11 protein-coding genes are annotated in these 16077 nt (G+C 33.5%); 2 read left to right on the top strand and 9 right to left on the bottom strand.

All coding sequences use genetic code 11. From position 1 onward, the window contains the following. Positions 1-7: 7 nt before the first annotated feature. Positions 8-1984 carry a methyl-accepting chemotaxis protein gene (locus EZS29_RS11270; protein ID WP_130610542.1) on the top strand — a complete coding sequence of 659 codons (1977 nt, stop codon included), beginning with the start codon at positions 8-10 and terminating at the stop codon, positions 1982-1984. Continuing rightward, positions 1985-4006 (top strand): methyl-accepting chemotaxis protein, encoded by a 2022-nt coding sequence (locus EZS29_RS11265; protein ID WP_130610539.1) that lies wholly within the window; start codon positions 1985-1987, stop codon positions 4004-4006. A gap of 9 nt (positions 4007-4015) precedes the next feature. On the opposite strand, the gene EZS29_RS11260 is transcribed toward EZS29_RS11265, so the two are convergent. The 9 genes from EZS29_RS11260 to EZS29_RS11220 form a co-directional block, all read right to left on the bottom strand. Continuing rightward, entirely contained in the window at positions 4016-5107 is a 1092-nt protein-coding gene (locus EZS29_RS11260; protein WP_130610535.1) for a response regulator, read from the bottom strand. A gap of 29 nt (positions 5108-5136) precedes the next feature. Then, positions 5137-5994 (bottom strand): CheR family methyltransferase, encoded by an 858-nt coding sequence (locus EZS29_RS11255; RefSeq protein ID WP_130610532.1) that lies wholly within the window; start codon positions 5992-5994, stop codon positions 5137-5139. After that, entirely contained in the window at positions 5994-6362 is a 369-nt protein-coding gene (locus tag EZS29_RS11250) for a response regulator (RefSeq protein ID WP_130610529.1), read from the bottom strand. Before EZS29_RS11250 ends, EZS29_RS11255 begins: the two co-directional genes overlap by 1 nt. Positions 6363-6365: 3 nt before the next feature. Continuing rightward, positions 6366-7178, bottom strand: a complete 813-nt coding sequence (locus EZS29_RS11245; RefSeq protein ID WP_130610526.1) for a hypothetical protein — start codon at positions 7176-7178, stop codon at positions 6366-6368. An 8-nt stretch (positions 7179-7186) separates the two neighbouring features. After that, positions 7187-8305: a chemotaxis-specific protein-glutamate methyltransferase CheB gene (cheB, locus tag EZS29_RS11240; protein ID WP_130610523.1), complete on the bottom strand. Its 1119-nt coding sequence runs from the start codon at positions 8303-8305 to the stop codon at positions 7187-7189. Between the two features lie 42 nt (positions 8306-8347). Continuing rightward, positions 8348-8830 carry a chemotaxis protein CheW gene (locus tag EZS29_RS11235; RefSeq protein WP_216678667.1) on the bottom strand — a complete coding sequence of 161 codons (483 nt, stop codon included), beginning with the start codon at positions 8828-8830 and terminating at the stop codon, positions 8348-8350. 3 nt (positions 8831-8833) lie between these two features. Beyond that, positions 8834-11665 carry a hybrid sensor histidine kinase/response regulator gene (locus EZS29_RS11230; RefSeq protein WP_130610520.1) on the bottom strand — a complete coding sequence of 944 codons (2832 nt, stop codon included), beginning with the start codon at positions 11663-11665 and terminating at the stop codon, positions 8834-8836. Positions 11666-11702: 37 nt separating this feature from the next. Further along, a complete protein-coding gene (locus tag EZS29_RS11225) occupies positions 11703-14261 on the bottom strand; it encodes a chemotaxis protein CheW (RefSeq protein WP_130610517.1) in 2559 nt (852 codons plus the stop codon). Between the two features lie 145 nt (positions 14262-14406). Then, entirely contained in the window at positions 14407-15954 is a 1548-nt protein-coding gene (locus EZS29_RS11220; protein ID WP_130610514.1) for a methyl-accepting chemotaxis protein, read from the bottom strand. Positions 15955-16077: the final 123 nt, after the last annotated feature.

Genomic DNA, 16077 nt, shown 5'->3' with positions numbered 1-16077 from the left:
GTAAAAAATGTTTTATTTATTCACAAAATTATGGAGAAAATTATCATTTAGAGCAATGATATTATTTCCAAGTTTAATGGCATACTTGGTCCTTGCTCTTTTTTCACTTTATTTAATCTATAAAGATAAAGAAATTCAAAAAGAACGTGCATTTGATCGTTATTCTGTTGCTTTAGACTCAATTAATAATATTATTGGTGGGAGATATGTTGGCCGTTATACCACTATTCAAGCAATTGCTCTTGATTCGACTTTACAGCAAATAAATAATCCTACACAAATAACAATTTTACTTGAAAGATATAGAAAAGCAACACAAAGCGAATTGATTCTCTATGTGGATAGAAACGGCAAATATATCGCTTCGAGTACGGAATTAAGCGATGGGACAAAAGCTGATTTAAATCTAATTCGGGGGAAAAATTTTTCAAATAGAGATTGGTTTAAGAATGTTGTGAAAGGAAATTTTACGGAAGATATTACGAACGGATTGATCGGGACATACTCTAATGATTTTCAAATTGACCCGTTAACCACAGAGCTTTATGGTAAAGACAAAGTGACCTTAGCGTTTACAGCGGCAGTTAAAGATAAATTTGGAAATATTTTGGGAGTTATTACTACACGAACTGCTGTTTTATGGTTAGAAAATGAATTAAAAGGGACCTTTCGTTCGCTTGAGAAAAGCGGGGCTCATTCTCCAGAAATTATTCTAGTCAACTCAAAAGGTAAAACGATTGTTAATTTAAATATTAAAACTATAGATAAAGATAATAATTATATAAGAGATATGGAAGTTATATTAAAACAAAATCTATTATTAGAAAAGTTTGAACCAGTGAAACAGATTTTGGAAGGAAAAACTGGAGATGGTGAATATTATTCAGAAAAAAATAAAAAAATTATGTTGGTTTCCTATTCTCCTATAAATTCTAATAGATTTTTAAGAAGTTTAAATTGGGGAATAATAACGATGGATCCCGCAGATGATGTTTTTATGAAAATTAATAGATTTGCTTTTATTTCCTATGTTATAATTAGTATACTTCTCTTAGTTGCTGTTATAATAGTCTTAAAATTTACAGCTTCGTTAACAAAGAATTTTAATTTCCTTTCAGATAAATTAAGAAAATCTTCTATACAAAGCGAAGAGACAAGTCAGAATTTAAAAAAATCTTTTACTCTCGTAGCAGAGACTGTGCAAAATCAAACAAAATCTATAACCGATACCAATCAAATAATGAAAGCACTTACAAGCATGATTTCGCAGACCACTGATAATGCAAATGAATGTAGCAATATTTCAACTCATGTCAAAAAAGAAATTTCAGAAGGTAATATGATTATGGAAAAGCTTGCCAATGCCGTTGCTGAAATTCGAGAGACAAATAAAGAACTCATGCAAATATCTGAAATGATCGATCAAATAAGTACAAAAACAAATGTGATCAATGAAATTGTTTCCAAAACGGAATTGCTTTCATTAAATGCTTCAATTGAAGCAGCTCGGGCTGGGGAACAAGGAAAAGGTTTTGCTGTTGTTGCAGAAGAAGTTGGGCAATTGGCGAAAACAAGTGGGAAAACGGCGAGTGAAATACGAATGCTAATAGAATCCGGAAAAAAGCAAGTAAACGAAATTATTTCAGCAACAAAAAATCGCCTCGAAGTAGGACAAGCAGCAAGTGATGTTGCTCAGAAAATATTTCATGAGATTTCTCATGAAATTAATGAGCTGCAAAGTAGAACAGAAAATATAAAAGAGGCAACAAAAGAACAGAAAATAGGTATTTCGCAAGTTGCATCGGCAATGTCACATATTGATAAATCGACAGAAAAGAATAACTCTGAAACGCAAAAGGCTGCGCAGGCTTCTGAGCAAGTTCACCATCAGAGTGATGAACTATTCCAAATTATGACAGCTATCCGAGTCCTTGTTCATGGAGCAAAAACAAAAATTATCAATTCTGGGGAGAATAGAAAATAAATGTATATTCTTTCATTTATTTCTTTAAAAAAATTCAACTCACTGAATCTGCAAACACGGATAATTCTTGTCTGCTTAGGTTTATTATCCATTATTGCTGTATTTACAATTGGATTAAACTTTATCAGTTGGTTTCAAGCTAAAAAAGATCTGATCGAGAAACAAATTGTTCTTCAATCTTCAGCCTCACAGCTGATCGCTGGACGCTTTGTCGGTCGTTATAATGAAGTCAAATCTTTTGCGACAAATCCAATTTATGAAACAATGAACGAAAACTCAATTTCACATGTACTTAATCAATATAGGAACTTTCAAGATATTTACGATCTCATTCTATTTGTAGACAAAAAAGGCCGATACGTTGCTTCAAATAATTTAGGTATGTCGGGTGCTAGAATAAATCAAGAGGTCTTAAAAGAAAAAACTTATGAAAATGAAGAATGGTTTACGCATGTAATGGAAGGAAAAACTTCCGATGATTCCGAGCGGAATTTTTATGGAACTTATGTAGAAGATATACAAATAGATATTATATCTTCTCTAGCTTATGGAATTAGGAAACTCGGTAATAGTTTTAGCACTGCTGTGAAGAATTCGCGGGGAGAAATTATCGGTGTTCTGTCGGTCAGAGCAAATTTAGTTTGGATGGAAGCTGAGATTCAATCTGCTTTTGAGTCGATTCGTAAAGAAAGCGTTGCTGAAATGGCTATATTAGTCATAAATAATAAAGGGCAGATTGTCGTAAATTACGATCCACATAGTAGAGGAGGGTCTATAGAAATCGTAAGAGATTTTAAAGAGATATTAAAACTTAATATAGCAAATTATGACTATGAACCTGCAAAAAAATTGATTGAAAAAAAAGAGGGGATGGGAGTTTTCAGCAATCCATGGCATGAGAAAAAAAATGATATTGCGGTTTATTCTCTTTTAAAGTCTAAACAAATATTACCAACATTAGGTTGGGGAGTCATTACAAGAATTTTAGAAGAAGAAGCTTATAAATCAGTGAATGAATCATTTTTAAATACCATAATAATTATTATATTTATTTTTATAGTATCATTTATTTCGTTATTTTTAATAGCGTATTCTTTAGGTAAAAAATTTATTTATGTTTCAGAAACTTTGGGAGAGTCGGCTGCACTGTCCGAGCAGACAAGTCTTGAACTTGATAAATCTTGTAGCGAAGTGAAAAAGATGACTCTCGAGCAGTCGCATTCTGTCAATCAAACCGCGGCCGCAATGGCAGAAATCACTTCTATGATCACGAGGACAGGAGAGCTGATTAATGAAAGTAAAGGCATTTCTGATAAAGCCAATGAAAAATCAGCTGAAGGCACCATTTTGATGGATAAAATGGCGGAAGCTATTTCTGCTATTAAGTCAACGAATGCTGAGCTTGAGAAAATGGAACATGTCATTTCCATCATTATTAATAAAGCATCGACGATCAATGATATTGTTGCAAAAACAGAACTTCTTTCTTTAAATGCTTCAATAGAATCTGCACGTGCCGGTGAGTATGGCAAAGGTTTCTCAGTTGTTTCAGAGGAGGTAGATAGTCTTGCAAAGATCAGCGGAAATGCAGCAAAAGATATTTCAGTTTTATTAAATGACAGTCATATGAAAGTCAGTCAAATCATAAAAATCACGCATGAACGGGTCAATGAAGGTTTGCAAGTCAGTCAACGTGCAGTCGAGTCTTTTCAAAGAATTTCGCATGGAATCACTGAAATTCGCGATCGGACGAATGGAATTTTTGATGGAACAAATGATCAAAAAGTAACAGTGCAATCTTCAGGATTATCGATGGATATTATGAGTAATTCTGTGCATAAAAATAGCAAAGAAGCTGAAGAAACTTCAAAAATAGCCAATGAAATGCGTAAACAAAGTAAAGAACTTTTTAACGTTTCCTTTGAAATTCAGAATTTGATATTAGGTGAAGGACAAAGACAAATTAATATTGCACAAATGAAAAATAAAGAGATTTTAAGAATTATTGGCAAAATAAATTAAAGAGAAAAATTATTTAGTATCTTCGGCAGAGGCTTTTATAAAGCTCGATTGCGTGTCTTTTTCGACTTCTAACAGGCGTGAGGTTGTTCTTTGTATTTCTGCTAAACATTCTTTTAGAATATCTCTTTCACCAGAAAGTAGTATGTCTTTATGTTTATCGCTTAATAAAGCATCAATCTTTTGAATAAAGACAAAGATTTTAAAACATGATTTAGATATAGTTAGAAGTTCTCTCCAAAAATGTGCTGTTCGCATAGCACGTTCAGCTACAAGTATGAGGCCATCAGACGTAAAAGGTTTGTCAATAAAATCACTGACACCAAAGCGTAAAAATTGTTTAATATGCTCGCGCGATATATTGCCAGAAATAAATACTATAGGTATGTATATATTTAGATTTCGTATTTTTTTTGTAAATTCCAGTCCATCCATTCCAGGCATTTTTAAATCAGTCAGTATAATATCAACATTCTGATTTTTTAAAATTTCTAAGGCAGTAGTAGCTTGGTTGCAAGCGGTAACGTTATAATTTTCTATCTGCAACATTTCTGAAATTGTTTCTAATAACTCTTCGTCGTCATCACAAATTAAAATATTGCCTTTGCTATTTTGTGAATTTTCAGTTTGGTTAATGGTTGATTTTTTTTCTTTTACTATGTCATTCTCAAAGCTATTTTGAGATATATTTTTTACTTTTGTATGTAATTTTTCTGATAAAACATCATCTATTTTTTTTTCTGTTTCGATTAAATGCGCGAGTTTAGATTTTAAATCTTTTTGTAAAATTGCGATACATTTTTTTAAACAATCGTTACTCACTAATAGCAAATCGATGATTTCTTCAGATGTCTCTATCTTTTGATCACGGATAGCAACAAGTAAAGTTTCAAATTTATGAGTAAAATTTCCAATTTCACTGTAACCAACCGTTGCGCCTGAACCTTTAATCGTGTGCATAATCCTTAAAAGTTTTGGTAATTTTGACAAGTCTTTTGGAGTGCTTTCAAGATGCATGAAGATACTCTCAGCATCATCTAACATTTCACTTGTTTCTGCTAAAAATGTATAGCGCAATTCAGATTCAAAAGTTGCTTCATTCATAATTCCACTTTCTCAAATGGAGTGAAAATTCAGGAATAAGGTTTCACAGAAGCTTTCAGTCTATGTACACAAATATTACCATGGGTTTCAAAATCAAAATCATCAGATAACTGAAGCAAGCTTTCAGCGCCCCCTAAAATGAGATAACCTCCCGGATTTAAGACGTTGGCAAAGCGAGCGATAATATTTTTTTTATTTTCCTTACCTTGATAGATTAATACATTCCTACAAAAAATTATATCAAAGGTCCCGAAATTAGGCCAATCGTGGAGTAAATTCATTTGCTTAAATGTCATAAAAGCAGAAAGTTCTGGTTTAGCTTTATAAATAGGCATACTAGAGGACTCGACTACAATTTGTTCAAAGTATTTGATCATTAAATTTGCTGGGAGTCCGCGTTGAATTTCGAGTTGAGAAAAGGTGCCACTGGCAGCTTGTTTTAACACTCGGTCACTGATATCTGTACCAAGGAGCTCATACGGTTTTGTTAAGCCTTGAGCTTTTAATTCTGCCATGATCATAGCGATCGTATAGGGCTCTTGCCCCGTACTTGTTGCAGCACACCAAATGCGAATTTTGGGATTTTGCGCCATCACATTAGTCACAAAATGATTTTTAAAAAAATCAAAAACCTTTGGGTCACGAAAAAAAGATGTTTCGTTATTTGTTGCAGTGTCTAAAATCAAAAGTTTAGCCGCTTGATTGAGACCATTTTTTTGTATGTCATTCCACAAAGAAAGTACGTCGGGAAAATTTAAAAATTTAATTAAATTTTGTAAGCGACTTAAAAGTAAATATCTATTTGCTTCATCGTACTGAATACCGGTTTCTTTTTCTATGAGATTCGCAAAATATTTAAAGATGCTATCGCTGAATTCTTCCTGCATTACATACCTCCCTCGAGGAGAGTTGTAATTTTGCCAATGATAATATCTTTCGTAAATGGTTTAATAATATAATCAGTAGCACCTTTTTGCATAGCTTCGGTTATATCAGCCATCGAGTTTTTTGTTGTCATCATTATTATTGTTTGTTTGGGGCGGAGCTTAATTATTAAAGGTAGGGTTTCGATACCGCTTAATAAAGGCATTTCCCAGTCAAGTAAAATAAGGTCTGCTGCAAAGTTAGTTTCTTTAACAGCATTTACTGCTTCTTCTCCATTGTAAGCGTGTTGAAAGCTGAGATCAGGTAGATCGAGCATTTCCTCTAATAGGCGATGTACAGATTTTGAATCATCTACTACAAATATTTTCATCGCTTAATCCTTCATATTAAACAATTTTTTAAACTTTTCAAAAGAGGCTAAATGCTCTTCTGAAATCATGTTTTCGCTATTAGATTGTTGTAAACAATTGCACAAAATTATTAGTACTTCTATAGATAATTCAAGTATATCTATAACTTTTTGTAATTCAATTGAGTCGTTGGAATCTAAGGATTTTTGGAAGTATTTAACGACTTCATTAGCCACTTTTTGACTGATATTTGCCCCAAGAAAATTGGCCGCGGCCCTAACTGCTACAAACTCTGCTAATACTTTGCGTGTTTCAATTTTTATATTTTCAGCAGATATATCTTTTTCTTTTAAAATATATATAGATCTATGAATATTGGGTAGAATATCATTATTAAAACAGGTTAAATATTCATATGACAAAGTAGGGTTGTGAGTCTCTGGTATTTTTACATCCTTCTCAGGTGTCTTTTTTAAAGAATTTATATTCTCAGTATAGCTTGCAAATGCAGAAGATAAAGAGTCTAAATTAAAATATCCTTTTTGAATTAATACTTCTCCGAGAGGTTTATTTGTGGCTTGTATTTTTTTGTTAACTTCTTGTGATAAATTATATGTCCATAATCCTAAATTCTTTGCGCTGCTTCTGAAATCTAAACCTTCTTGTTGTTGATGAATTAATATTTTTAAAATTTCTTCTTTATTTAAAATATTTGAATTATAAATAACTTCTGCGGTGGATAGAGTGTGATTGAGCTGTTCCATAAAAGCATCTAACAATTGTTCAGCTTTTATCAGTTTATTTTCTAAAAGATATTCACAAAATAATTTTGGCATACTCCGCCTCACCCAATCATTTGTCTTAAATAATCTGAACATTCATCTAAATTTCCCATTGAGTCATAAGCTCCAGAGGCGTGCACTGCTCCTGGCATTCCCCAAACAGTAGCTGACTCTGGATCTTGGATAATAATGTTGCCAGAGACTTCTTTAATCGCTTTTGCGCCGACCATTCCGTCTTCACCCATGCCGGTTAAAACAAAAGCAGTACAGCCATTCCCATAAACTTTTGCGAGAGATTCAAACAGAGTATCCACAGCAGGTCGCACTGAATTTCTTTTCGGATTTTGATCCAAACAAATAATGACTCTTTGTCCATCAGTTGATCTCTCAACGCTCATATGAAAATCACCTGGAGCAACATAAACATGACCAGATAACGCTGCTTCTCCATGCTTAGCTTCGAGCGTTGGATGTCCACTTATCATTTGAATTCTATTGGCAAGGGCTTCGGTGAACTTTGGCGGCATATGTTGGGTGATAAAAATGGGAATTCTTAATGGAAATTCTTTTATTTTTTCGAATATTTTTTCAAGGGCAGAAGGTCCCCCAGTTGATGCGCCAATTCCAATGACTTTCGGTTTGATTTGTGAAAAATCTTTATTTTTTAATTTCTTATCGTAAACGATGACTTGTTGTGGAGTTTGATTTGGAGAATTCACGGGTGGTGCAATAGACTCTGGAGCTTGAAGGCCTTTTGGAATATAAATTAAATTCTGTTCTATTTTTGATTTAAATTGTAAAATTTTTGGGATTAATTCTTTCTGGATTCCTTCAAAGGCTTCTTCAAGTGATCCCGAAGAATTTGGTTTTGCGATAAAATCGGAGGCTCCCGCGCGCAGTGCTGTTAATGCAAGGTCTATACCTGTGCCTGTCGGTGCTGCAAAGACTATCACACGTTGATTGAAAGATTTTTTTTTCATTTCTTCAAGCATGGATAAACCATCCATGACAGGCATTTCGAGATCTAAAATAATAACATCAATAGAGTTTTGTTCTAAACGTTCCATTGCTATTTTTCCATTGGCTGCGCTTGCTACAACAACAATGTCATTTATTCCTTCCAGTGCGGATTTAATCTGTGAACGGAATACAACGGAATCATCTACGATAAGGATTCTCATTTCTGTTCCTTTATTAGCAAAAAAATATTGCTAAAACATATTTCAAGTTTTTTGATTTAAAAACTTAATTATATTATCAACATCAATTGCACTTAAAAGAGAATTTGAAATCTTATATACCCCAAGCATATATCTGCGAATATCTTCTGTAATTGTTTGTGGTGTTTGTTCAAAATCCTCTTCAGAGACTTCAATAACGTCACCTATCTCATCCACTTGAAATGAAATAAGCATGCCATCTATTTTGCAAACTATATTGATAAATTCTTCTGGAAGTTGTGCATGAAAACCAAATAATTGGCGTAAACCAATAGCTGTTGCGACTTGGCCGCGTAAATTGATCAAACCCCTAACATATTCTGGGGCTAATGGAATAGGGGTCATATTTAAAGAACGTACCACTTCTTGCACACGGCTCACTTCAATACCATATAAGCGGTTGTCTAAATAAAATGCTGAGAATTGTTTTGTCTTGTTAGTCATAGTATTATTTAAATTGTTTTGTTTTTTTTCATCTTCATGCATTTTTTATTTTTCTCCTTTTTTTTCATTGTGAATAAGAATTTCATCCAATTCAGCAATGAGTTTTTCAGCACGAAGCTTTTCTAAATAAATCAAAAACCCTGCATTTATCCCCTCTTCAATGTCTTCTTGACTGTATTTTGTCGTAACAGCTATCATCGGAATGTTGCCATAATTTTTTGATGACTTAACTTTTTTAGCAAGTGAAATTCCGTCCATAATAGGCATTTCGATATCAGATAATATTAATGAAAACTGATTTTTAGGAGCACTGTCGAGAATTTCAAGAGCATTTGCTCCATCGTAAGCAGTATCAACTAAGAAACCTGCTTCGAGAAGAACAGTACGAATATAATTTCTAAAAAATGAACTGTCTTCAACTAATAAAATTCTGTGCTTGTGTCTTTGAATGGGTTCATGGATATTTCGTTGAGTGGATTCATGATTATGTATCGTTGCAGGCCCGACTTCTGGGTGTGTATGGCTTTGTGATTCAAGTGTTAACTTAATTGTGTCAATCATGCCAAATATATCTGCAACAACTATGATTTGTTCATTTGTGACAATTGTTCCTAATATCCCCGGTCTATCTTTTACTGATTGATTAATTTCAGAAGAAACTTCTACTATATCATGAATTTCTCTCACTTCAATTCCATAAGAGAAACTTCCTCTCTTTATGACAACGATTGGAGTTCTTTCTCGTGTAATTATTTTTTTAGGATCCTCAAATGGCAGTTCAAGAAAATCAGGAAGAGAAAATATAGGTAACAGAGAATTTCTATAACGTATTACTTTTTGCTCTCCAGAAAGTTCAAATTTTTCGCTTTCAAATTCTTCGAGTCGACTTACGATAGAAAGAGGAATGGCATAGGAACTTGGCGCTCCTGTATCGATTAAAAGATATTCACAGATATCAGAATGATAGGTGCTTTCTGATTTAGTTTGAATATTGCTAGATGGGCGTTCATTTGTATGATCAATAGATATTTTTGCAGTTTCTGCTATACCTAACACATCAATAGTGAGGGCAACCGTGCCATCGCCCATAATTGTTGCGCCTGAAAATACTTTTAAATCTTTTAAAAATTGAGAGAGTGATTTAACTACAATATCTGCTGAGTCATTAATTTCATCGACAATCAAGCCAAATAAAAAATTATCTGCATTTAAGATGACAATATTTGAGACTGAATTTTCTTTTTCAATATTTGTAGGTAGATTTTTTTGAAATAGCACTTGTGAAAGAGAAATAATTGGAAGCAATTTCCCTCTGAGTCTTAATACGGATTGACCTTGTAAATTTTCTATTTTTTCTGAATTTTCATCACTGTGATCGATACGTATAAGTTCAACCAGTTTTGTTTGCGGTATAGCGAAACGTTGTCCTTCCGTTTGAACAACAAGAGCTGGAACGATTGCAAGACTGAGAGGGATTTTAATGATTATAGTTGTCCCTTCACCAGGAACGCTAAAAAGGTCAACAAAGCCACCTATGCGTTCAACATTGGTTTTGACCACATCCATTCCCACTCCGCGACCCGAGATGTTAGAAACCACGTCGGCAGTTGAAAATCCTGGAGCAAAAATCAGGAGTTGAATTTCTTTTTCCGTCATCTTTGCGAGAGCTTCTTTAGATATAATCCCCTTTTCAATCGCTTTTGCACCGATTTTATCTTTATCTATACCGCGTCCATCATCTATGATTTCAATAATGACTTGACCACTTTCATTATAAGCTTTTATTCTTATGTGAGCAGTTTCTTTTTTACCAATTTTTTTGCGTTCTTCAATAGTTTCTATGCCATGGTCCACTGCATTTCTGACAATATGCATGAGTGGATCTTTTACAGCTTCTATAACCGTTTTGTCGAGCTCCGTTTCGACTCCTAAGAGAACAAGGTCTATTTTTTTCCCAAGCTCTTTAGATAAATCACGGACAACACGAGAAAATATGGTTAAGACATTGCCAATAGGTTGCATTCTTGTTTTCATGACTTCATTTTGCAATTCAGCCGTGAGAACATTTAACCTTTGACTCATTTTTAAAAACTCAGTGTCTTCATCATTCAGTTTTGCATGTTGGAGCAATTGATTACGAATGAGGACAAGTTCACCGACTAAATTCATTAAATTATTTAAGAGATTGACTTGGACACGAATTGTTTCAGATATCTGTTCTTCCGAGATTTTCTTATCATTTGTCTGGATTTCTTCTGTTTTATTTTGAACTGGTGATTTCGGAGTTGAAACTATGTTTTGGCCTGTTTTTTCGGGCACGTCAAAAATTTCGAAGGCGACATGTTCTTCTTCTTTTTTATTTTCAACAGGCACCTTTCTTTTCTCCTCTTGTTTTATTCCATTTTTAAGAGGTGGCAAATTATTATCGACAAATAGAATTTTATCTTTAGAAAGCGCTTCTAACCCCGTGATACTTAATTCAACTGCCGTGATAAATTTCGCAAGAATACTTTCCAATATCTCATGATGATCTGCTTCCTTGTGCTTTTCCTTTATAAACTCCAAAGAGTTAGTAATAAAATCGAGACCAATAAATAAACTATCAAGTAATTCATCCGAGAGTTTTGCTTTGCCTTTGCGAATAGGATCCAGACATGTTTCCATCACGTGAGCAAGTCGACCCATTTTAGCAAAACCAAATAATTGCGATGTGCCTTTTAATGTATGCATATCACGATATATAGCGGCTAAAAGTTCTTTGTCCGTACCATTTTTTTCCACGGTAGATATATTTTTGTCAAGACGATCAAGCATTTCATGGCATTCATCGAAATATTCAGAAAGAGCGGATTGTTTTGCTTCTGGTGACATTGCCATCAAACAGTTTCCTTATTAACAGAGAGTTCTACCTTATTTATACTTTTTTCTTGTCCGAATTCTGGATAACTGTCGGTAAATCTAAAACTGTTATTGTTTTATCTTGAATAAAGGTATTTCCTATAACTCCAATTCTATCACGAATTTTATCTATTAGATTTTTTTCTCCAGAAGCTATGTCTAATACTTGCGGAACTTCGAGCCCCATATATCCATCCAAATATTGGGTAACAATAATTGATATATTTTCTTTATGATTTTCTTTTTCTAATTTTTTAGGGTAAATATTTAAGAGTTTTTCCATGGAATATATAGGCATTATACTTTCTCGATATAAAACTGCTCTTTCAAGGCCACAGTATTGCACTTTGTTTTCTCTTATTTCTTCTAGTCTGAATATTTGATTTAATGGAACTCCATACAGTGTTTTCGAATCTAAATTGAACAATAAATAATCTTGCATTGAATCATTTTTTGATAATATTTTATCTATTTTTTTGCCATCGTCCTTTTGTTGAATTTTTGTCTCTATTATTTTTAATCCAGCAAATTCAGCAAGATTTTTAATATCTAAAATAAGTGCTACAGATCCATCTCCCATAAAAGTTGCACCTGTATAAATACCTTTATAGTTGAAGCATGAATTTATTCTTTTAACGACAATTTCTTCTGAGTCCATTATTCCATCAACAAACAGTGCATACAAATATTTTTCTGTTTGGAGAATAAGTATTTCTTTTATATTTTCATTTGAATCATGAATGTGAGAATGATCAGAAATATTTAGCAATGATTTTAAATCTAATATCGGATACAAATGATTATTGTAACAAAGCACATAGCCAGACGCAATTTTTTGAACCATGGCTTGGTATTTTTCTTGCTCAACCCGTAAAACATGTAAAATTGAATCCTGCGGGATAGCAAAACATCTGTCAGCACATTTAATTAAAAGAGAATTAATTATGAGAACAGACTTTGGTTTTGGTAAGCGCAATTTAAATGAAGTACCAATGCCAATTTTAGATTCAATATCTATTTGTCCGCCAGCAGATTCTACTGATGATTTCACCATATCCATGCCAACACCGCGGCCAGAGACATCTGTTAATTTAGCGGCAGTGCTAAAGCCAGAAGAAAAAATAATTTCTAATATTTGTCTATCAGACATTTCTCTTAAATCATCTTCATTAAAAAGTCCTTTTTCCAGGGATTTTTCTTTAATTTTTTCTGGATTTATACCTCTGCCATCATCGCTTATCATGATCTGCAGTTCATTATTATCTTCGCTACAGAGAATTTCTATAACTCCATGTGCAGGTTTTTGTGCTTGTAATCGTTCATTTGGTAATTCTATTCCGTGGTCAGCACTATTACGGACCAGATGTATCAGAGAATTGCTGCAAACTAAAACAAGACTGTTTGCCACTCTTATATTTTCTCCACTAATTTTAACTTGAATTTCTTTACCCAATTCTCTTGCAAGGTCGCGTATGATGCGAGGAATAGGTTTAAAAATTCCTGAAAGCGGAACTTTACAAAGATCGGTAATGCGATTTTGAATTGTGCTATTTATTTTATGCATTTCATCAAATAATTCTCTAAGCCCTTGAACGTCTTTATCATTTGAATTTTTTGCTTCTAATGAAAAAATAATTTTGTTTATCATATTGCGTATAACTGTTATTTCTCCCGAATATCCAGAGAGCTCATCAAGCATTTGGATAGGTACTGAAATGGCTTCTTTAAGTTTTTGCTGCAATGGGGGGGGAGATGCTTGGCTATCTCTTTGATTTCGATTTTCAGCATTTTGGATTGATTTTGAAAAATCTTCCATTTTTATATTTAAATCAACAAGCAGATCTTCTAATTTATACAAATGGAGTTTTTTATTTGAAATACTGATGACAATTTCTTTGATTCTATCAAGACCGCGAAATAATACATCGTAAATATCATCGGTAAGAGCTGCTTCCCCTTTGAGTATAGGTGAAAAAAGATCTTCATATTTGTGAATATATTTTGTCAAAGTATTACTTCTGAGACAACCACTTGAGCCTTTTAAAGTATGAACACCGCGTGCAATTGCTTTCATCGCATCGGGATCATGCCGGTTGAAATTGAGGGACAATAAAAAGGGTTCGATTTCATCTAAGATTGCGGAAGCTTCTTCTACAAATGTTTCTTCAATGGCTTTATTCTCATTGATAAACTGGACTCGAGAGAGGGTTTCTTTCGCAATCATTGCTACCACTTGTTCTTCATCAAATGGTTTATTTAAAAACCCACAAATTTTTTGCGAAATTCCTTCAAGTGCCATTTCTTTGGTTAATTGTCCAGAAACTATGGCAAATGGGACAGAGTCACTGATTTTTAAAATATTTTCTCTAAATTCGAACCCATTCATTTTTGGCATCATATAATCACAAAGTACCAAAGCAAGATCTAAGAATTCTTCTTTATAAATTTCGAGTGCTTTTTCTGGTTTTGCTGTATATATAGGAATAAAACCAGCTTTATTTATAATAAACTCAATTGCTTCTTGATTGTCTTCTTCATCATCTACCCATAAAATTTTTAAATTTTCATTTTCCATATTTTTATCTCATGTTTATACATTTTTACTATCGGTTTTTTTTTACAATTAAGAATTTAATTTGTTTAAGATTTGTTTTGATAAGAAATTAATGCCTAGGGCAAGAAATAGCATTGGTTTATTATATATCTAAATTATAAATAAATTAAATTTTAATATTCTTGACTAGACTTTCTAGATTAACAGCAAGCTCACTTAAAGATTTTGCCGCTAAAAGGAGTTGTGATGAGCCGTTGGAAGTTTGCGTAGCGGCTTCTGACACAACTTTTACATTATCGGTAATATTTGTAACCCCTTTTGCAGACTCAAGGACTATACGAGAAACTTCATTGGTTGTCGCCGCCTGTTCTTCCACTGAAGCCGCTATCGCATTGGCAATACTTGTGAGTTTTTCAATCGATTGGCTGATTTGACTGACTGCATCCACAGAACTTTTTGAATCGCTTTGAATACCCGTGATTTTGTTTGTAATATCTTCAGTTGCTTTAGCTGTTTGTTTAGCCAGTTCTTTCACCTCATTTGCGACCACAGCAAAACCACGTCCCGCATCACCTGCACGTGCAGCTTCAATAGTGGCATTTAAAGCTAGTAAATTTGTTTGTTGTGCAATCGAGCTGATCACTTTTATGACATTGCCGATTTCCCGGCTGCTTTCACCTAACTTAATTATGATCGCATTGGTGCTTTGTGCTTGCTTAAGTGACAATGATGTATTGGCCGAAGCTTCAGTGGCATTGCGGGCAATTTCTTTAATTGCAGCTGACATTTCTTCCGTATTTGTAGCAACTGAGCGTATTCCGTGTGACACTTCTTCTGAAGCGGCAGCCGTTGAATTTGCAACAGCAGTTGTTTTTTCTGCATTTATGCTCATTTCTTTTGCAGTAGCATTGAGTTCTTCAGACGCAGATGCAAGTTGCTGCGAAGCTTGTTTAATATTTTCAACAAGTTTAACATTGTCAGTGATTATTTCCCAGGTAACCATTACTCCTATAAAATTTTTATTTAAGTCAAGCACAGCCGAAGCTAATAGGCTGAGTTTTTCTGGGCCCACACTTATGATGGCTCTGTGGGGAAGATTTCTTTCATTGGATAATAAGTTACGCTGATGGGATGGTACTTTATGAAAGACGTCAATGTTCGTGCCTATTAAATTGCTTATTTTTATAGGAAGATATTTCTCCAATTTTTCTAAAGTTTTTATACTTGCTGTATTTGCATAACTTATAATAAAATCAAGTCCACAAAATAGAACATTAATCGGAATATTTTCCATCATGGAGCTGATTCGAGCGAGATTATTCGCCAGTTCAAGTTTTTCTGTTACGATATCCCAAGTAACCATAGCGCCGATGTATTTGCTATTTTTATCATATATTGCAGATACAAGTAGATCTAACTTTTCAGGTCCAACGTTTATAATGGCCCTATGGGGTAAATTTTTGTCATTAGCTAAAATACGACGTTGATGGGAAGGAACTTTATGAAAAACATCGATTGATGCCCCTAAAATATCATTAACTTTAATCGGTAAATACTTTTCAATTTTTAAGAGGGTATCTCTGCTCGTTGGATTCATATATTTTATGCTAAAGTCTAAATCACAGTATAAAATATTGATTGGAGAATTCTCAGACATGCCAATATATTCTTCTTCATTTGGTGACTTAAGGGCTGTGAGTTTAGCAACATCCATTAATTTCTCCTTGCGGTTATAAAATCCATAATTGAAATTAAATACTTATAAAATAACACTTGTTAGAATGTGCTTGTCTGTTAAAAAATAAAAAGAGGTGTTAAAAAAATGACGATTTATTGG

It is taken from the genome of Fluviispira sanaruensis (assembly GCF_004295685.1).
Classification (GTDB): Bacteria; Bdellovibrionota_B; Oligoflexia; order Silvanigrellales; family Silvanigrellaceae; genus Silvanigrella; species Silvanigrella sanaruensis.
Note: the sequence above shows the minus strand (reverse complement) of the source record. Positions and strands in the feature narration are given on the sequence as shown.